Origin of the sequence: Streptomyces sp. NPDC088147, from assembly GCF_044741565.1 — a bacterium.
Classification (GTDB): Bacteria; Actinomycetota; Actinomycetes; order Streptomycetales; family Streptomycetaceae; genus Streptomyces.
This window is the reverse complement of record NZ_JBIUSY010000001.1, coordinates 657,777-676,726: the sequence shown is the minus strand read 5'-3', so window position 1 is coordinate 676,726 and position 18,950 is coordinate 657,777. Positions and strand designations below refer to the sequence as shown.

14 protein-coding genes are annotated in these 18,950 nt (G+C 71.8%); 5 read left to right on the top strand and 9 right to left on the bottom strand.

The genetic code is table 11. The annotated features are described in order from the left end of the window. Nucleotides 1-502: 502 nt before the first annotated feature. On the top strand, nt 503-2,671 hold the full coding sequence (locus tag ACIOGX_RS02610) for an FUSC family protein (protein WP_401909656.1): 2,169 nt from the start codon (nt 503-505) through the stop codon (nt 2,669-2,671). Here the strand turns inward: ACIOGX_RS02610 and ACIOGX_RS02605 are convergent. The 9 genes from ACIOGX_RS02605 to ACIOGX_RS02565 all read right to left on the bottom strand — a co-directional run bounded on the left by ACIOGX_RS02605 (nt 2,664) and on the right by ACIOGX_RS02565 (nt 12,528). Next, the gene (locus ACIOGX_RS02605) at nt 2,664-3,941 is read right to left on the bottom strand and encodes an acyltransferase (RefSeq protein ID WP_356509730.1); all 1,278 of its coding nucleotides are present in this window, start codon (nt 3,939-3,941) and stop codon (nt 2,664-2,666) included. The genes ACIOGX_RS02610 and ACIOGX_RS02605 overlap by 8 nt on opposite strands. Before the next feature lie 148 nt (nt 3,942-4,089). Then, nucleotides 4,090-5,127, bottom strand: coding sequence for an ABC transporter substrate-binding protein (locus ACIOGX_RS02600; RefSeq protein ID WP_401909654.1), 1,038 nt, complete (start codon nt 5,125-5,127; stop codon nt 4,090-4,092). A 24-nt stretch (nt 5,128-5,151) separates the two neighbouring features. Next, nucleotides 5,152-5,964 carry an ABC transporter ATP-binding protein gene (locus tag ACIOGX_RS02595; protein ID WP_356509734.1) on the bottom strand — a complete coding sequence of 271 codons (813 nt, stop codon included), beginning with the start codon at nt 5,962-5,964 and terminating at the stop codon, nt 5,152-5,154. Between the two features lie 24 nt (nt 5,965-5,988). Beyond that, complete coding sequence (locus ACIOGX_RS02590; protein WP_401909651.1) at nt 5,989-7,083, bottom strand: FecCD family ABC transporter permease; 1,095 nt, start codon at nt 7,081-7,083, stop codon at nt 5,989-5,991. A gap of 17 nt (nt 7,084-7,100) precedes the next feature. Next, nucleotides 7,101-8,156, bottom strand: coding sequence for a FecCD family ABC transporter permease (locus tag ACIOGX_RS02585; RefSeq protein ID WP_401909648.1), 1,056 nt, complete (start codon nt 8,154-8,156; stop codon nt 7,101-7,103). Nucleotides 8,157-8,339: 183 nt separating this feature from the next. Then, a complete protein-coding gene (locus ACIOGX_RS02580; protein ID WP_356509741.1) occupies nt 8,340-9,371 on the bottom strand; it encodes a LacI family DNA-binding transcriptional regulator in 1,032 nt (343 codons plus the stop codon). A gap of 33 nt (nt 9,372-9,404) precedes the next feature. Further along, nucleotides 9,405-10,250, bottom strand: a complete 846-nt coding sequence (locus tag ACIOGX_RS02575) for a carbohydrate ABC transporter permease (protein WP_356509743.1) — start codon at nt 10,248-10,250, stop codon at nt 9,405-9,407. Further along, complete coding sequence (locus tag ACIOGX_RS02570; RefSeq protein ID WP_401909644.1) at nt 10,247-11,203, bottom strand: carbohydrate ABC transporter permease; 957 nt, start codon at nt 11,201-11,203, stop codon at nt 10,247-10,249. The genes ACIOGX_RS02575 and ACIOGX_RS02570 overlap by 4 nt, the downstream gene beginning before the upstream one ends. Next, nucleotides 11,203-12,528 (bottom strand): ABC transporter substrate-binding protein, encoded by a 1,326-nt coding sequence (locus tag ACIOGX_RS02565; RefSeq protein WP_401909641.1) that lies wholly within the window; start codon nt 12,526-12,528, stop codon nt 11,203-11,205. Before ACIOGX_RS02565 ends, ACIOGX_RS02570 begins: the two co-directional genes overlap by 1 nt. A gap of 201 nt (nt 12,529-12,729) precedes the next feature. On the opposite strand from ACIOGX_RS02565, the gene ACIOGX_RS02560 reads away from it, so the two are divergent. From ACIOGX_RS02560 to ACIOGX_RS02545, 4 genes are all read left to right on the top strand, one after another. Further along, on the top strand, nt 12,730-14,751 hold the full coding sequence (locus ACIOGX_RS02560; protein ID WP_401909638.1) for a beta-galactosidase: 2,022 nt from the start codon (nt 12,730-12,732) through the stop codon (nt 14,749-14,751). A gap of 30 nt (nt 14,752-14,781) precedes the next feature. Next, nucleotides 14,782-16,368, top strand: coding sequence for an arabinogalactan endo-beta-1,4-galactanase (locus ACIOGX_RS02555; protein WP_401909635.1), 1,587 nt, complete (start codon nt 14,782-14,784; stop codon nt 16,366-16,368). Between the two features lie 36 nt (nt 16,369-16,404). After that, nucleotides 16,405-16,782: an MmcQ/YjbR family DNA-binding protein gene (locus ACIOGX_RS02550; RefSeq protein WP_356509752.1), complete on the top strand. Its 378-nt coding sequence runs from the start codon at nt 16,405-16,407 to the stop codon at nt 16,780-16,782. 367 nt (nt 16,783-17,149) lie between these two features. After that, nucleotides 17,150-18,727 carry an FAD-dependent monooxygenase gene (locus tag ACIOGX_RS02545; protein WP_401909632.1) on the top strand — a complete coding sequence of 526 codons (1,578 nt, stop codon included), beginning with the start codon at nt 17,150-17,152 and terminating at the stop codon, nt 18,725-18,727. The last annotated feature ends 223 nt before the right edge of the window (nt 18,728-18,950 follow it).

Genomic DNA, 18,950 nt, shown 5'->3' with positions numbered 1-18,950 from the left:
TCCCCGTTGGTGACCGTTGGAGAGCAGACTAGGCTCTGTTGCGTTGTGATTGGTAACGGATGAGCCAGGTACGGCCCGGGGTTCGGGGCGAAGTGCCCGTGCGCCGAGGTGTGAAACGGTGGCCACAGCGGGCCAACTCCCCCTTGAATCAAGGGTGGTGGGGGACGGAAGCGTGAACTGCCTCCCGCGAGGACGCCGTCATAATTACCGGCGGCATTATTGTCGGCGACGGCAGTGTGGTCGTGGGGGTGATCCCGGTGGCCCGAGCGGAGCCGGGAGCCCACCGGGCGGTTCCACCGGCCGGGGCCCACCTGCCGGGAGCCCGCCGACCGGGAGACCACCGCCCGCCGGAGCCGCCCCGCCCCGGAACGCGTGCGACATATGTGCGTAACAGAACGGCTGCTCGAAGGACGAGCGTCGGTGTTACGGTCGTGGGCACGCGGTCGCCGCTGCCCGCCGGTCTGCTTCCCCCGCTCGACGAGACCGGTCGTACAGGAGACTCGTGTCCGCACCGCCTTCCCTTCGCTCTCTTTCCTCCCTCGCGCGCTCCGTGCCCGCCTGGCTCACGCACCCACTGGGCTGGCGCTCCGCGCCCATCCCGTGGACCGCCGTGCTCCGCGGCGCCCTGAGCGCGGGACCGCTGCTGGCGCTCGGCCTGCTGACCGGACACCTGAGCCAGGCGGTCCTCGCCGGGCTCGGCGCGATGCTCGCCGGTGTCAACGACCGGCCGGGTACGCGGCGTACCGGTGTGGTCCACATCGGCCTGCCCGCCGTCGGCGGCGCACTCGGACTGCTGTGCGGGGGACTGCTCGCCGACGGCGGGAGCCGCTGGACCGCCGTGCCCGCGCTCTTCGTCGTGGGCTGGCTCTCCGGCGCGCTGAGTGTGACCGGCCCGGTGTGGTCGGCGGCCGCCATGCAGTGTCTGGTCACCGCCTCGATCGGCGCCGGGATGCCGATTCCCGGCCCCGCGTGGCTCAAGGCCGTCTGCTATCTCGGCGGCGCGGCCTGGCTCCTGCTGCTCCGGTTCCTGCTGCGCGCCCCGCGGCACATGCTGCGGCGCGGCGCCCGCCGCGAGGGGGAGCGCGAGGCCGTCGCCGCGGTCTTCGACGCGCTCGCCGACGCACTTCTCGCCCTCGGCGGCTCCGACGCGGAGCCGGCCCGCCGGCGGCTCATCGCCGCACAGCACCGCGCGGACGAATCGTTGCGCCTGATGCGGCTGCTGCCCTTCCCCGGACGGCGCGAGGGCCGAGGCTCCGCCCAGGCGTACCGGATAACGGAGCGCTTCGCCGCCGCCACCGCCCTGTGCGAGGCGGGGATCGCGCTGCTGTGGGAGGGCAGGCCGCTGCCCCGGCAGGTGGCGGAGGCACCGCGCCTGCTGGCCGCCGCCGTACGGGCCGACTCGGCCCCCGGCGCCCTGGCGAGCCCCGTCTCCGACACCGTCCAGCGCGGCGCGTTCGACCGCGCGCTGCTGGCCGCGGCGGTGACCTTCGACCGTACGGCGCTGCGCGGGACGCCCGTGGCGCCCGCACAGACCGGCCCGTCCGAGCCCTACGAGCCCGATGCGCCGGCGCGTCCGACTCGGCCGGTGCGCCACCCGCGACCGTCCCCCAACACGCGAGGCGTCCGCCGGGCGCTGAAGGAGCTGACGGCACGCGGCTCGCTCCGTACGCTCGGCCGTGTGTTCGCCCCCGCCAGGCGCGAGAACGCGCTGCGCGTGGCGCTCTGCGTCGCGGCGAGCACCGCCGTCGCGCTCAGCCTCCACCAGACCCACTGGTACTGGCTCCCGGCCACCGCGGCCTTTCTGGTGAAGCCCGATCTCGGGCCGCTCTTCTCCCGTGTGGTCAACCGCGTCGCGGGCACCGCCACCGGGGTGCTCGTCTTCACCGTCCTCACCCTGGCGATGGCGGGACTCGGCGCGCTGTGGTGGCTGGTCGCCGTGGTCGTGGCGGGGGGCGCGCTCATCCCGGTCGCCACCCGCCACTTCGGGTTCCAGACCGCGGTGGTGACGCTCCTCGTCCTCTCCTTCGTCTACGCGCTGGGCGACACCGAGGCGACCGCCGCCCGGCTGCTGGACACGGCACTCGCCTGCGGGATCGTGCTGCTCGTCGGCCACCTGCCGCATCTGACGGACCCGCGCGTCCGGGTCGGCCACCGCTTCGCCGTCGCGCTGCGCCGCACGGAACGGTATCTGCGGCACGTACTGGACGCCCCGGAGACGGCGCCCACCGCATCCGCGGGCGCCCCGGGCACGGAGGACACAGCGGGCACAGCGCCGGTGGCGCCCCGCGGCGGGGACGCGACGGGCATCGCGCTGCGGTACGCCGCGTACCGGGCGCTCTCCGAGGCGCGGGCCGCGGCGGAGACGGCCGCGGCCGAACTGCCGGGGCCCCACCGCGCACACCGCCACGACTGGCTGGCCGTGATGGCACGCGCGGAGCGCATCGTGGACGCCGCCACCGTCTGCGCCGTACGTGTCGAGCAGGGGGTGCCCCGGCCCACGGCCACCGAGGCGCGGTGGGTGACCGAGGCGCTGGCCGCGACGGCGGACGCGCTGGAGGGCGGCCGTGGCACGCCGATGCCCACGCTGCCGCCGGTCCCGAAGGACTGCCGTTCGCTGCGCGATGTGATGACCGAGCTGCACGGCATCCAGTCCCTGACGACGGTCACCTGAGCTGTGCGCCGGTCGCCACCCCGGCAGCGGGTTTCGGGCGTTTGCGCCGGGTGAGCGGCTTCTCGATGAGGTAGTGGGACGCCGTGGCGGCGAGGAGACTGGCGGCGACCGTGGCGGTCGCGTGCCATGTGTCGTCCACTCCCAGATCGGAGACCAGCCGGCTGAGCGGGTAGTGCCAGAGGTAGAGGCCGTAGCTGAGATTGCGGCCCACCCAGACGAGCGGGGCCAGGGACAGTCCCCGGGAGAGCCAGGTACGGGGCTGGAGTTCGAGCGCCGCCACCACCGTCGCCGACAGCACGGCGGTCACCAGGAAGCCGACGGTGTACCAGGGCATGGTCCAGGCGTTCGAGCCGGTCATCGGCACGTACCGGACGATCAGCGCCAGGACCCCCAGCGCCGGCCAGGCGAGCCGCGCCGACCAGCGGCGCAGCGCGGCGAGCCGCGGGTCGTCCCTGTGCAGCCGGGCCACCAGGACCGCCAGCACCGCACCGGCCAGCAGTTGGTCCGCGCGGGTGTCCACGCCGTTGTAGATACGGTGTGCCGCGGTCGGGTTCCACAGGATCAACCGCCAGACCAGCGGCAGCAGACACAGCACCGCGGCGCAGAGCAGCACGGTCCGCGCGCCGACCCGACGCAGGAGCAGGACCAGCACGGGCGGCCAGATCAGGTAGAACTGCTCCTCCACACTGAGCGACCAGGTGTGGGACAGCAGAGAGGTGTCACTCGAATAGATGCCGGGCTGGGCGGCCCTGACGATGTTCATCAGGAACGTGGCGGCCAGCACGATCGCCGCCCACGCGCTGTCGAAACTCGGCAGCCGCGTGGTGAGCGCCAGCACCGCGCACACCGCACAGACCGCCAGCAGGGCGGGGACCAGCCGCAGCCAGCGCCGCCAGTAGAAGGACCGCATGGCGACATCGCCGGTACGGGCGAACTCCGCCAGCAGCAGCCGGGTGATGACGAAGCCGCTGATGGTGAAGAAGACATCCACCCCCAGGGCGCCGCCCGGCAGCAGGCCTGGTTCCAGGTGGTAGACGATGACCACCGCGACGGCCAGCGCCCGCAGACCGTCCACACCCTGGACCCGCCCGCCGGCCCGCAGCGCGGAGGGGAACCCGCGCCCGCCCCGGACGAGCCGGCCGCCGACCCGTCGTGGGAGGAGGGCCAGAGCGACACCGGGCCGGGTGGAGTGATGTCCGGCCCGGTCGGGTAGGTGAGCGGCAGCGGTGCCCGCGCTGCCTCGTGTGTCCGCGGTGGGTGGGGTGTCCATTCATTTCCCGTGCCCGCGATGCGGCGGAGCACGCGGCAGTTAACCGAAATCTCAGAAACACCACCCGTCCGCCCCACACCGGCGGCTGCTCCACACCGGCGTCCGGGCCGCGCCGTGGTGTCGCCGCGGTGTCCCGGAAAGCGGCGGGCTACTTCAGGGGTTCGGCGAGCAGCGGGACGACCTTCTCCAGCGCGTACGCCACCGAGAACACCGAGTCCGTCGAGAAGGCCGCGCTGAGGGTCGCGTCGTCGAACACCACCGAACGGCCGGCCTTGACGGAGGGGACGGCCCGGTACAGCGGGTCGTCGCTGATCTTCGCGGCGGGGATCCCGATGGGTGTCATCACCGTCAGATCGGCGTCGAGCAGATCGAGGTTCTCGCGGGAGACGTTGATGAAGAACGACGCGCCGGCCTTCGCGTCGACCCGCGGGTTGTTCGTGAAGCCGAGGCGCTCGACGAAGTCGACGCGGCCCGTGCCGTGCACATAGGCGCCGAACCCCTCGCTGGTCCGGGAGCCGAGCGTGATGGTCCTGTCCTTGAACTCGGGGTGGGCGGCGGCCGAGTCCCGGAACTTCTTCTCGGTCTCGGATATGACCGTCCTGCCCTTCCCGGGAACACCGAGGGCGGCCGCGACCATCTCGGTCTGCTCACGCCACGAGATCTTGTACTGCTCGCCGCCCTTCGGCACGCCGATGGTGGGCGCGATCTTGCTGAGAGTGTCGTAACGGGACTGGTCGCCGCTGGACTTGGTGTCCAGGATCAGATCGGGCGCGAGGGCCGCGATCTTCTCGAACTCCGGCTCCAGTGTGCCGATCATCTGAGGGCTCTTCTTGTAGAGGCCCTTCGCCCAGGGCCCGACCCCGTCGCCGCCGAACGCCAGCCAGTCGCTGGCTCCGACGGGCTGTCCGCCGAGCGAGAGCACCGCCTCGGCGTCGCCCCAGCCCAGTGCGACGACGCGCTCGGGCCGCTTCTCCACGGTGATGTCCCCGAACTTGGTCGCGACGGTGGCGGGGAAGGCACCGTCCTCGGCGCCGGACGCGGCTTCCGGGGAGGAGCCGGCGGAGTCCGATGCGGTGCCGCAGGCCGTCAACCCCATGACGAGGGCGGCGAGTACGGCCCACAGTGCGAGGAGAGCCGGCCGGGAGCGGTGCGGGGAGGGAGCGGAGGGGTTCTTTCGTGATGACATGGAATTAGGTTAGCCTACCCTAAATCACGCCTGAACCGGGGTGATGTGATGACGCCCGATCGGTACGATCATGGGCGTGCCCGAGGCGGGGTCCTCGGTGATCGAACAGCGCATCCCGAACACCTCCGTGACCAGTTCCTCCGTCACGATGTCGCTGGGAGCGCCCTCCGCCACGATCCGCCCCTCCTTCATCGCGACCAGATGGTCCGCGTACCGGCAGGCCAGATTCAGATCGTGCAGGACGGCCGCGATGGTGGAGCCGTACTCCCGGTTCAGATCGGTCAGCAGGTCCAGCACATCGAGCTGGTGGCTGATGTCGAGGAACGTCGTCGGCTCGTCCAGCAGCAGGATGTCCGTACGCTGCGAGAGCGCCATCGCGATCCAGACCCGCTGCCGCTGGCCGCCGGACAGTTCATCGACCGGCCGCCCGGCGAGCTCCAGCACATCGGTGGCCAGCAGCGCCCGCGCCACGGCCGCGTCGTCCTCGGACGTCCAGCGGCGGAACCACCCCTGGTGCGGATAGCGGCCACGGCCCACCAGATCGCTCACCGTGATGCCGTCCGGCGCCACCGGGCTCTGCGGCAGGATGCCGAGCACCGACGCCACTTCCTTGGTCGGCATCTCCTGGATGCTCCTGCCGTCCAGGAGCACACTGCCCGAGGACGGCGCCAGCAGCCGGGCCATCGCACGCAGCAGGGTGGACTTCCCGCAGGCGTTCGGGCCGACGATCATGGTGATCGCGCCGGGCGGTATGTCCAGACTCAGCCCGCCGACGACCTCACGGCCGTCGTAGCCGAGCCGGACGTCCCGCGCCGCCAGCGTGTGCTCCGCACTCATGCGCAGATCCTTCCGTTCCATCGGTCAGCCGCCCTTGCCCACACGGTTCGAGCGGGCCAGCAGCCAGAGCAGATACGGGGCGCCGATCAGGCTCGTCACCACGCCCACCGGGAACTGGACGGAGCCCAGCAGATGTTGTGCCGCGAAGTCCGCGACGCTCACGATCAGCGCTCCCGTCAGCGCGGCGGGCAGCAGGGCCGCGCCCTGCCCCGGCAACAGCCGGCGCGCGATCGGCGCCGCCAGGAAGGCCACGAAACCCACCGGTCCCGCCGCGGCCGTGGCCACCCCCGCGAGCGCCACCGCGCAGCCGATCAGCGCCAGCCGGCCGCGCTCCACCCGGGTGCCGAGGCCCCGCGCGGTGTCGTCCCCGAGTTGGAGCGCGGGCAACGACCGCGCCGCCAGGAAGGTCAGTGGTACGAGCACCACCATGGCCCCCAGCAGCGGCCACAGCTGCGACCAGGACCGGCCGTTGAGGCTGCCCGCCAGCCACGCGAGGGCGTCCTGCGCCTCGGTCACCGCCGAACTGGTCAGCAGATACGAGACAAGGCTGGACAACGCCGCGCCGACGCCGACGCCGACCAGCACGAGCCGGTATCCGGCGACGCCCTCGCGCCAGGCCAGGGCGTAGATCGCCACCGCGGTCAGCACCGCCCCCGCCAGGGCGCAGAGCGAGAGCGGGAGACCGCTGAGGCCGAAGGCCGCACTGGCCAGGACGCCCGCGGCGCTCGCGCCCCAGGTGATGCCGATCATGTCGGGGCTGGCCAGCGGGTTGCGCAGCAGCGTCTGGAACACCGCCCCCGAGAGCCCGAACGCCGCGCCCACCAGCAGACCGGTCAGCGCGCGCGGCAGCCGCAGTTCGATGATGACGAACCGCGAACCGGCGTCGCCCCCGCCGGCCACGGTGGCGACGACCTCGCGGAGCGGGAGGACGAGATCGCCCACGGACAGCGCCAGACACAGCGTGGCGAGCGCCGCGACCAGCAGGCTGACGGTGACCACGGCGGCGCGGGCCCGGCCCGCCCTGCGGACCAGGGCGACCTCCCGTACGGCACCGGCCAGTCGCTCCTCCGTGAACGGGCCGCCGGGGGTCCGTATCTCTCCGGCCACGTCACGTCCCACTTCCGCCGCCCACTCCCTCACAGCTCCGCCAGATCGCGGCGGCGCACCAGCATCACGAAGGGCACGGCGCCGATGGCGGCCGTCACGATCCCCACCTGTATCTCACCGTTCGAGGCGATGAGCCGCCCCACGATGTCCGAGACCAGCAGCAGCACGGGCGCCAGGAGCATGCTGTACGGCAGGATCCACCGGTAGTCGGGGCCGGTGACGACCCGGGCGGCATGCGGGACGAGAAGGCCGACGAAGCCGATGGGCCCGGCGACCGCGGTGGCCGCGCCGCACAGCAGCACCACGGCCGCGGCGGACGCCAGCCGGGCCATCCCCACGCGCTGCCCCAGCGCCCGCGCGAGGTCGTCACCGAGCGAGAGCGCGTTCAGCCGCGGACCCAGCGCCAGCGCGAACACGGCGCCCACTGCGATGAACGGCAGCGCCTGCCAGAGCACATCGGGATCCCGGTCGGCGAGCGAGCCGACCTGCCAGAAGCGGAACTGGTCGAAGGTCTGACGATCCGTCAGCAGCAGGGCGGTGGTCAGCGAGGTGAGGACGGCGCTGGTCGCCGCGCCCGCGAGAGCCAGCTTCACGGGTGTGGCCCCCTCCCGGCCGAGCGAGCCGATGCCATAGACGAGGACGGCCGCGCCGAGCGCGCCGAGGAACCCGAACCAGATGTACTGCGGCGGCCGCGTCAGCCCGAGCACCCCGATCGCGAACACCACGACCACGGACGCGCCCGCGTTGATCCCGAGGATGCCCGGGTCGGCCAGCGGATTGCGGGCCACCCCCTGCATGACCGCCCCGGCCAGGCCCAGCGCCACGCCCGCCAGCAGACCGGCGACCGTACGCGGAACACGCACCTCCCGCACGATCAGCTGCCCCTTGTCGGACAGATCGGGATCGAGCAGCGCACGGAACACATCACCCGCCCCGGCGTCTCCCGAACCGGTCACCAGGCTCGCCCAGGTCGCCAGCGCGAGGACGGCGGCGGTCAGCAGCAGCCCCAGGGCGAGCAGCGGACGGCTCAGGACCGCACGACCGGCTTTCCCGGTCCCCACGCCGGCCAGTGAGTCCGCCGTCACGCCCCGGGGACCTTCGAACCGATCGTGCCACCACGCATGCGAGCCGCCCTCACTGCCTCTCCGCGACCGGCTGTCCACCGGGCGGAATCTCACCATCCGAAAAGTAAGGTGACCCTAACATTGAAGCGCGGCCGGGTGTGCACCCGGCCGGGAGCACCGACTCGCCCGCCGGCACCCTCGGCGTCACGCCGATTCGCGCCGTACCAGTTCGGTGGGGAGGATCACCGTGGACGTGTCCTCACCGCCGATCTGCGCGAGCAGCACGCGCACCATCTCCGAGCTGATGCGGTCCCACGGCTGCCGGATCGTCGTGAGCGCGGGCCGGGTGCCCAGCGCCGCCGGGGAGTCGTCGAACCCGCCCACCGCCACGTCGTCGGGCACCCGGCGGCCCGCGTCCCGCAGCGCGCTCAGCACACCCTGCGCCATCAGGTCGGACGCGACGAACACCGCGTCCAGGTCCGGTGCCCGGCGCAGCAGTTCACCGGCGCACGATTCGCCGCTCGCCCTGCTGTAGTCCCCGGTGGCGACCAGCCGTTCATCGGCCTCGATACCGGACTCGGCGAGGACGTCCCGGTACCCGGCGAGCCGCTCGGTGCCGCCCGGGGTGTCGAGCGGACCGGTCACCGTCGCGATCCGCCGGCGCCCGCTCCGTACGAGATGGCGGACCATCTCCCGGGCGCCGTCCCGGTCGTCGGCCGCGACATAGCTGACCCGTGAACTCTGCCCCAGCGGCTTGCCGCAGGCCACCAGTGGGACGCGCGCCGCGCGCAGCTGCTCGGCGACCGGGTCGCCGGAGTGACTGGACACCAGCAGCACACCGTCCACATGGCCGGCGGTGATGTACCGCGTGATCCTGCGCCGTTCGTCCTTCGTACCCGCGATCATCAGCAGCAGCGGAATGTCATGGCCGGCCAGCGCCTGCGTACAACCACGCAGCAGCACATTGAAGTTGGGGTCCTCGAAGAAGCGCTCCTGCGGTTCGGTGAGCAGAAAGGCGACCGAGTCGGACCGGCCCGTGATCAGACTGCGCGCGTGCCGGTTGACCACGTACCCGGTCTTGCGGATCGCGGCGTTGACCGCCTCCTCCGCCGCCGGGCTCACGTAGTGGCCGCCGTTGAGCACGCGCGAGACGGTGCCCCGTGAGACACCCGCCTCCCGTGCCACGTCATGGATCGTGGGCGGCTTGCGGCGGCCGTTGCTGTCCGTGCGGCTCATACCTGTCGTTCTCTCATGATCGTGCCTGTCGCGTCAGGACTTTACGGCCCCGGACAGCAGATCCAGGCTCCAGAACCGCTGGATGACCAGGAACAGCGCGATCAGCGGCAGCACCGCGAGCAGTGCGCCGGTGATCACCAGGGTGTAGAGGGCGGGGGTGTTGGAGCCCTGCTGGAGCAGGGTGTAGAGGCCCAGCGTCACAGGGAACTTCCGGTCGTCGCCGAGCATGATGTACGGGAGCAGGAAGTTGTTCCAGACGGCGACGAACTGGAAGAGGAACACCGTCACCAGTCCCGGCACCATCATCGGCAGCGCCACCGACCGGAAGATCCGCCACTCGCCGCCCCCGTCCATCCGCCCCGCCTCCACCACATCGGGCGGCACGGCCGCGGCCGCGTAGATCCGGGCGAGATAGACCCCGTACGGAGAGAGGATCAGCGGGAGCAGCACGGACGGATAGCTGTCCGCCAGGCCGGCCTTCGCCATCAGCAGATACTGCGGTACGGCCAGGATGACCGGCGGCATCAGTACGCCCGCCAGCAGTACGTTGAAGAGGGTCTCGCGGCCCCGGAAGCGGTAGACCGCGAGCGCGTAGCCGCCGAGCGCGGACACCGCGGTCGACAGCAGGGCGCCGAACCCGGCGTAGAAGAGGGAGTTGAGCATCCACCGCCAGTACACCCCGTCCCGGTACGCGGACAGGTCGGCGACATTGCCGGCGAACCCGGTGCCGGGCAGGAAGGTGAAGGTGGAGAACAGCTCCCGGCCGGACTTCGTGGCGGCCACCACGACCCAGGCCACCGGCAGCAGGCAGTACAGGGCGCCGAGCAGCAGCGCCGCGGTCGGCACCCAGGCGATACGGCGGGTGGTGGCGGCGGTCACTGGGTCTCTCCCCGGTTCGAACGGGAGCCCACGGTCCTGAGGAAGCCGAAGGACAGCACGAGCGTGATGACGGCGATGACCACCGAGGTGGCCGCCGCGGAATAGATGTCTCCCTTGACGAAGGCGTCCTGATAGACCTTCATCAGCGGGGACCAGGTGGTGGACAGCGAGTTGGTCAGCGGCTTGAGCGTCGTGGGCTCGCTGAACACCTGAAGCGTCGCGATGATCGAGAAGAAGAAGGTCAGCACCAGCGAGGGCGCGACGATCGGGATCTTGATCCGCAGGGCCGTCTGGAGCGGGGACGCCCCGTCGAGCCGGGCCGCTTCGTGGATCTCCGCGGGGATCGAGCGCAGCGACGTATAGATGACGATCATATTGAAGCCGGTGCCGCCCCACAGGGCGATATTGGCGAGGGCCGCGTAGAGCGGTCCGCCGTCCAGCAGATCGGGCGCCGGCAGACCCGCCCTGCCGAGCAGATAGTGGAACGGGCTGACGTCCGGCAGATAGAGGAAACCCCACATCAGCGCCGCGATCACCCCCGGGACGGCGTACGGCAGGAAGATCGCGAGCCGTGAGAAACCGCCGAGCCGGGTGCGCTCGGCGTCCAGCATCAGCGCCAGGACGAGGGCGAGCCCGAGCATCGACGGCACGACGATCGCCCCGTAGCCCAGCACGCGCAGCGCACTGGCGAGCAGCTCGGAGTCGGACAGCGCGACGGTGTAGTGGGAGAGCCCCGCCCACACCTCCTGCCGCGCCCCCGAGCCCAGCCCGAGCCCCTTGACCTCGACCTTTCGCAGGCTCAGATAGACGGCGTAACCGATGGGCAGGGCGAAGAAGAGCGCGAACAGTACGACGGCGGGGAGGAGGAAGGCGTACGGGGCGCCCCGCACCCGCCACCCGGAGGGGCCGCGTCCGGAGTGCCCGGCCCGAGCGGCACGCGGGTCCTGGGCCATCACCCGGTGACCTCGAAGCCCTGCTTCTCCAGGTCGGCGACGGTGTCCCGCTGCATGACGCCGAGGGCCGCGCCGAAGTCCGACGTGTTCTTGGCCGCCGAGGCGAACGCGTCACGGAACGCGGTGTACGCGACGTTCACATTCGGCCCCCACGCGGAGGGCGCGGCGGTCTTCGCGATCCCGGCCGCCTCGGCGTAGAAATCCGGCTGGTTGGGGAAGAAGGCGGGGGCCGCGCTCAGCGCGCCGCCCGTCTGCGCGGCGGTGGCGGCGGGATAGATCCCGCCCTCCTTCACCAGCGCGGCCAGCGCCCGGCTGTCCGTGTTCAGCCAGGCGGCGAACCGCGCGGCGGCCTTCTTGTGGCCGGAGTCGTTGGTGACGCCGGTGGAGGAGCCGCCCCAGCTGCCCGTCGTACGCTCGCCCGCGCTCCACTGCGGCAGCGGCGCCATCGCCCACTTCCCCTTGGTGTCCGGCGCCGCGGTGGTCAGGGTGCCGGGCGCCCATACCGCGCTCACCCAGGCGAGTTGCCCGCCCGTGTTGAGCGCCTTGTTCCAGGAGGGCGTGTACATGGGCTGGTTGTCGATGACGCCTTCCTCGACCAGGCCGCCCCAGAAGTCCGCGACCTTCGCCGTCGCGGCGTCGGCTATCCCGACCTTCCACGTGTCTCCCCGCGTCGTCCACCACTTGGCGCCCGCCTGCTGTGCCAGACCCGCGAAGAGCCCCGCGTCATTGCTGGAGAAGGTGGTCAGCGCCCTGGACGGGTCCTTCTTCTTCAGAGCGCGCGCGGTGTCGGCGAACGCGTCCCAAGTCGTGGGCACCGTCAGCCCGTACTTCTTGAAGAGATCCTCGCGGTAGTAGAACATCATCGGCCCGGAGTCCTGCGGGACCGCGTAGACGGCGTCCGTGCCGAGTGTCGTCTGCTGCCAGACGCCCGGGGCGAACGCGCCCTCGGCGGACGCCACTTCGGAGGAGATGTCCGCCAGTACGTCATTGCTGACGAGCGTCGGGAGCGCCTGGTACTCGGCCTGCACGAGGTCGGGGGCCTTCTTCGCCTTGGCCGCGGTGATGATCTTGGTGACCAGATCGTCCCCGGACGCCTGCTTCTTGACCGTGACGGTGACGCCGGTCTTCCTGCCCTCCGTCGTGTTCCAGATATCGGCGACCTTGTCCATGCCGGGTGCCCAGGCCCAGTAGGTGAGGGAGACGGGACCGTCGGACCCGGACTCCGCGTCGTCCCCGTCGCCCGAGCCGCAGGCGGCGAGGGTGGTGGCGCCGAGCGCGACGGTGAGGCACATGGCCACGAGGCGTCCGCGCGTGCTGAATTGCATGGTGTTTCTCCCCTGACGAAGGTCCCCGACCTGGCTGCGTCGGACCGGCCGTGCTCTGTGAGCGTTCACAGTAGAGAAACGTCCCGGACACTTGTCAATGGTTGTTCCTGTGCGCTTATGTGGGAACTGCGTCGCCGCTTATGTGTGTGCACGTTCCCACACTCCGCAGTCCTCATCGCACGCAGCACAGGAGGCACCTTCATGCCGGACACCGCACCCCGAGGGCTCGAAGGGCTCGCGTTCGGCGGGGACTACAACCCCGAACAGTGGCCGGAGGAGGTCTGGCAGGAGGACGTCCGCCTCATGCGCGAGGCAGGCGTCAACCTGGTGAGTCTCGGCATCTTCTCCTGGGCCCTGCTGGAGCCCGAGCCCGGCCGCTACGACTTCGACCGGCTCGACCGGATCATCGGCCTCCTGCACGAGCACGGCATCCGGATCGACCTCGCCACCCCCACCGTCGCCCCGCCCGCCTGGTTCTACCGCGCCCACCCCGACGCCCTCCCGGTGAGCCGGGAGGGTGTGCGGTACGCGTTCGGCTCGCGCGGGGCGATCTGCCACAGCTCACCGGCGTACCGTGCCGCCGCGGCGGCCATCACGGGACAGCTCGCCCGCCGCTACGGCGGCCACCCCGCGCTGGCGCTGTGGCACGTCCACAACGAGTACGGCGTCCCCGTCAGCGCCTGCTACTGCGACAACTGCGCGGTCCACTTCCGCAGCTGGCTCCGCGCCGCGTACGCCACGGTCGACGCCGTCAACGAGGCCTGGGGGACGGCGTTCTGGGGTCAGCGCTACGGCTCGTTCGACGAGATCGAACCGCCCCGCGCCACCCCCACCGTCTGCAACCCCGCCCAGCGCCTCGACTACACGCGCTTCGCCGACGCCACCATGCGGGAGAACTTCGTACGCGAACGCGACCTGCTGCACCGGCACTCCCCGGGCATCCCCGTCACCACCAACTTCATGACGGCGCTCAGCCAGTGCGACTCCGTCGACTACTGGGCCTGGGGACGCGAGGTCGACCTCGTCACCAACGACCACTACCTCATCACCGACGGCCGGCGGACCCATGTGAACCTCGCCATGGCCGCCGACCTCACCCGGTCCGTGGCGGGCGGCGCCCCCTGGCTGCTGCTCGAACACTCCACCAGCGGTGTCAACTGGCAGCCGCGCAACCCGGCCAAGGCGCCCGGCCAGATGGCCAGGAACAGCCTCGCCCATGTGGCCCGCGGCTCGGACGGCGCGATGTTCTTCCAGTGGCGCCAGTCCCGGCGCGGCGCCGAGAAGTTCCACTCCTCGATGCTCCCGCACGCGGGCACCGACAGCCGCGTCTGGCGCGAGGTCGTCGGGCTCGGCGCCGCGCTGGGCGGTCTGGAGGCGGTACGCGGTACGAGAACGGCCGCCGACGCCGCCCTGGTCTGGGACTGGCAGTCCTGGTGGGCACAGCGCCTCGAATGGCGGCCGAGCGAGGACCACGACGCCCGCGAACGGGCCGACACCTTCTACGAGGCGCTCTACGACCGCCATCTCACCGTCGACTTCGCCCACCCGGAAGCCGATCTGTCGCGCTACCCCCTCGTCGTGGTGCCCGCCCTCTATCTCGCGGTCGAGGTCACGGGACGCAACCTCCGTACCTACGTGGAGAACGGCGGCACACTCGTCGTCTCGTACTTCTCCGGAATCGTCGACCAGCACGACGCCGTCCACCCCGGCGCGCACCCCGGCGTCCTGCGCGACGTCCTCGGCCTCACCGTCGAGGAGTTCTCGCCCCTCGGCGAGGGCGAACGGGTCCGGCTCACCGAGGCCGGCGGAGCGGAGCTGACCGGCGACGTCTGGAGCGAGTTCGTCGTCCCGCGCGGCGCCGAGACCGTCTGGACCTACGCCGACGGGCTCACCGCCGGACGGCCCGCCATCACCCGGCACCGGCTGGGCCGGGGCACGGCCTGGTACGTCTCCACGCGCCTGGACGCCCGCGCCCTCGACACCGTCCTCGACGCCGCCGCCGAGGACGCCGGGCTCGCGCCGCGCACCGGCCTGCCGCGCGACGTCGAGGTCGTACGCCGCACCGGCGAGGGCGGCGACTACCTCTTCGCCGTCAACCACACCGGCACCGACGCCAAGGTGCCGCTGCCCGCGCACGGCACCGAACTCCTCACCGGTGAGAGGACGGCGGGCCGGCTCGGCCTGCCCGCCGGAGCGGTACGTGTCGTGAAGCTCGACGACTGAGCCCCGTCACCCCCCGAAGGGACATCGACGATGCACCTCGCACATCGCACCCGGACCCGGCGCTCACCACGCGCCGCCGCGCTCTGCGTGCTGGGCGCCCTGCTCCTCACCGTCCTGCCCGCCCAGCGGGCGCACGCCGCCGACAGTCTCGGCAACGCCGGATTCGAGGCCGACCCCACCGGTACCACCACCCCGGCCGGCTGGAGCACCTACTCGGCCACCGGGCAGAACACCGCCTCCTACAGCGAGAACGGCGGCTACAGCGGCAGCCGCCGGCTCACCCACTGGTCGGCCTCGGCCTACAAGGTCGAGACATATCAGTACCTGACGGGACTGGCCGCCGGTACCTACACACTCAGCGCCCGGGTCCGCTCCAGCGGCGGCCAGAACGCCGCCTACATCGCCCTGCGCGACTGCGGCGGCGCGGAACAGCGCACCGACCTGCCGCCCACACCGAACGGCGAGTGGATCCGTATCGTCACGTCGGTACGGGTGAGCGGCGGCAAGTGCACCGTCAGCCTCAACTCCGACGCCCACGCGGGGGAGTGGGCCAACTTCGACGACCTCACCTTCACGGCCGGCACGACGGGCCTGGCCGTCAAGGGCGGAGACCTCTCGACACTCACGAAGAACGAGGCGTTCGGCGCCGCCTACCGCGCCGCCGACGGCACGAGCGCCGACGCCCTGCGGATCCTGCGCGGCGCGGGGATGAACTACGTGCGGCTCAAGGTCTGGGTGAACCCGGCCGACGGCTACAACAACAAGGCACGGATCCTGGCACTGGCCAAGCGCGCCAAGGCCGAGGGCATGAAGCTCCTGATCGACTTCCACTACTCGGACCGCTGGGCCGACCCGGGGCAGCAGAACAAGCCGGCCGCGTGGGCCTCCCACCCCTACAGCCGGCTGCGCACCGACGTCCACGACCACACCTTCGATGTGCTGAACGCGCTCAAGGCCCAGGGCACCACCGCCGACATGGTGCAGATCGGCAACGAGATCAACGGCGGGATGCTGTGGCCGGAAGGCTCCACCGACAACTGGACGCAGCTCGCCGGACTGCTCACCTCCGGAGCGCGGGCGGCGAAGGCCGTCTCCGCCACCACCCAGGTCGTTCTGCATCTGGCCGAGGGCGGCGACAACGCGGGCACCCGCTGGTGGTTCGACCAGGCGGTGGCGCGGCAGGTGCCGTTCGATGTGATCGCGCTGTCGTACTACGGCTACTGGCACGGCCCGCTCTCCGGTCTCCAGGCCAACCTGGACGATGTGGCGGCGCGGTACGGGAAGCCGGTCCTGGTGGCCGAGACCGCCTACGCCCACACGCTCGCCAACGGTGACTCCCTGGTGAACAACGTGTCCTCCGCCGCCCAGCTGGCGCCCGGCTATCCGGCGACCCCGGCCGGTCAGGCGGCCAATCTGCGCGATGTCATGAACGTCGTCGAGGCGGTCCCGGGCGGTCGCGGCCTCGGCGTCGTCTACTGGGAGCCGGCCTGGACCGCGGTGAACGGAAGCGGCTGGGACCCGCAGGACCCCTCGTCGGGCAACGCGTGGGAGAACCAGGCGCTCTTCGGGTACGACACGCGACTGCTGCCCGCCGCGGGGTGGTTCGGGCACCGGTAGAACCGCCATGGGGGTGTGTGCCGGAGGGCATTTACCATGGTCGCCGTGACCGTGATTGATGCCGAGGAAGTCCGCCGTATCGCGCTGTCCCTCCCACAGACCGTGGAGAAGGAGGCGTGGAGCATGCCCACGTTCCGTGTCGCCGGGAAGATGTTCGTCACGGTCCCGGACGATCAGACGTCGTTCGCCGTGCGCTGCCCCCGGTACGAACGGACGGAGCTGATCGCGGCCGAGCCGGAGAAGTTCTGGGTGCCGCCGCACGAGGCGAGTTCCGCGTGGGTGCGGGTACGGCTGAGCGCGCTGGAGGATCTGGACGAACTGCGCGACATCCTCGTGGACTCCTGGAAGCAGGCCGCGCCGGACCGCCTCGTGGAAGAGTTCCCCGCCGCGGAGGCCGGTACGGGCACGGACTGAGCCGCACGGACCGGCCCGCACGGACCGGCCCGCACGGACCGGCCCGCACAACAAGAACGCCCCCTCCGTCGGAGGGGGCGTCGTGCTGCTCGATCACGTCGGCCGGGGCCGACGGCGGGATTCGTACCCGCGAACTGGGAAGACCATAGCCCGCGATCGCCGCGCGTGGGTGGAGTCCGGCGGGACACGCCGGCCGGCAGGGGAGTGGATTCACCCATTCGGCTGAGCCGTCGACGGTATTGATCACGGTGGGGCCCGGGACATACATTCCGGTCCGTGCCGCGCCGACGGACCGTGGGAGGGGCGGGACGGACAGGACCGACGGGCTGTGCGAGGCGGATGGGGGGCCGAGATGGGGAAGTCCGGAGTGACGGTCACGGAAGGCGGGGAAGACGCGCAGGTCGTGATCGTCGGTGGCGGACCGGTCGGCATGCTCCTCGCCGCCGAGCTGGGGGCGTACGGCGTCGACACCGTGGTCCTCGAAGCCCGTGCCACCACATCGGACCGGCCGAAGGCCACCACCGTGCACGCGCGGACGGTGCAGTGCCTGGCGCGGCGCGGCCACTTCCCGGCGCCCGACGCGGCGGCGGAGGGCACCGTCTCGCGGCTCTTCCACTTCGCCGGCCTGCCCGGACTCCGTATCACCGCTCCCGCTTCCGAACCCGAGCCTCTCCTGAAGGAGTCCCAGGCGGTTCTGGAGCGGTCCTTCGAGGCACGGGCGCGGGCCGTCGGGGCGCGGGTGCTGCGCGGGTACCGGGTGACCCGGGCGCGGCAGGGCCCCGAGGGCGTGGACGTCACGGCCGAAGGCCCGGACGGCGTACGGGTGTTCCGTGCCGCGTATCTGGTGGGAGCCGACGGTTCGCGCGGCGCGGTCCGCGCCTGGGCGGGCATCACGGCGGACACCCGGCCCGCGACGGTGTCCGCGCTGATGGGGCTGGTCCGCTTCACGGGGGAGCGGGTCCCGCCGCTCGGCTGGCACCGTACCCGACGCGGCTGGATCGTCACCAAGACCATGGCCGACGGGCGCGTCCTGGTCCGTGCGCTCGACTGGAAGGGCGGGCACGGCGACCGCAACGCCCCGGTCTCCCTGGACGAGTTGCGCGCGCGGGTGTCGTGGATCGCCGGACACGATGTGGAGATGGCGTCCCCGAGCCGGCTGAGCCGGTTCAGTGACTTCGCGCGGCAGGCGGACCGTTACCGCGCCGGGCGGGTGCTGCTCGCCGGCGACGCGGCGCATGTGCATTTCCCCATCGGCGGGCAGGGCCTGAGCACCGGTCTGCTGGACGCTCTGAACCTCGGCTGGAAACTGGCGTTCACCGTGCGGGGTACCGCGGGCGCCGGTCTCCTCGACACCTATCACGACGAGCGCTGGCCCGCCGCCCGCCGGGTCATCGACAACACCTCCGTCCAGGTCGCCCTGATGCGTCCGGGCCCCGAACTCGACCCGCTGCGCGCGTTGTTCGCCGGCCTGCTCGCGGGCGACGAGGCGAAAGAGGGAGACGGCGCGGAGCGAAACGGCACGGAGGGAGACGGCGGTGAGGGGCGAGACCGGGGCGAGGACGGGGCCCGGCATCTGAGCGACATGATCAGCGGGCAGGACACGGCGGTCGCGCCCGGGTCGGTCCGGTCCTCGCGGTGGGAGGGACGGTTCCTGCGGAACACCACGCTGCTGACGGAGTCGGGCCCGGCGCAGGTGATCGGGCTGCTGCGCGGCGGCAGGCCGCTGCTTCTGCTGTTCGGTGAGCGGGGCCTTCCGTACGCGGCCGACGCCCGGGGATGGGCCCATGTGCTCCGGGTGGTGCGGACCGAGCCCGTACCGGCGTTGCCCTGCGCCGCCCTGCTGGTACGCCCCGACGGCTATGTCGCCTGGGCCGCGGAGGACGGCGCCACGGACGGCGCGGGTCCTGGCGAGGCGCTGCGCCACTGGTTCGGCGGGCCGCGATGAACGCGCGCGCCCCGGACGGTCGTTCCAAGGGGAGTTCGTGCCAGGTAGTGCGCCACAACTGAGTGATCTGCGCCACATTCGGACCGATTGTGGATTGAACTGCACGCGAGGGCGACTGGCGGCGGCTCGGTCCGCATGGTCGCGTCGGCGCAGGTCGGAGCCTGCCTGAGGGTGTTCGTACGATCACACGGTGTGGCGCATGTGGCGGATGGGACGGCTTCCG